Genomic DNA, 380 nt, shown 5'->3' with positions numbered 1-380 from the left:
GTACACCCTGACAGCGTCGGAACGAGCCTTCTTCAAACAGTCTTTCGGCGTTGACGCAACAGACGGCTCAGTACTCCAGCACTTGACCACCCTTACCGACTTTATGCAGCGCACAGGCTTACACGCCGAACACGTCGAAATGCTTCTCTGCCAACGTACGTACGCTGTGCGATTGTCACCCAACTGCCCAAGCAAAAACCTGCAACACGCTGGTGTAGTGGTCCCCGGTATTACCGGTACGGTGTCTCCGTTTCCTCACGCGTCTCACTATGGCGCCTGCTACGTCAACGGAACCGGCGCGGGCCTTTACGATAGCGAAAGCGAACCCACTCCGGCGTCAATTATCCGCGATAAGTTCGACAACTCCATGGGGCTGGAGG

Annotated in this window: 1 protein-coding gene; it reads left to right on the top strand. The window is 56.6% G+C overall.

Annotated elements, in window-relative coordinates; translation table 11 throughout:
* Window positions 1–380, top strand: a 380-nt coding sequence (locus AC1DCY_RS27925) for a hypothetical protein (protein WP_477356102.1), incomplete at both ends; no start/stop codon positions are given.

The organism is Lysinibacillus sp. 10T31, from assembly GCF_056394365.1.
Note: the sequence above shows the minus strand (reverse complement) of the source record. Positions and strands in the feature narration are given on the sequence as shown.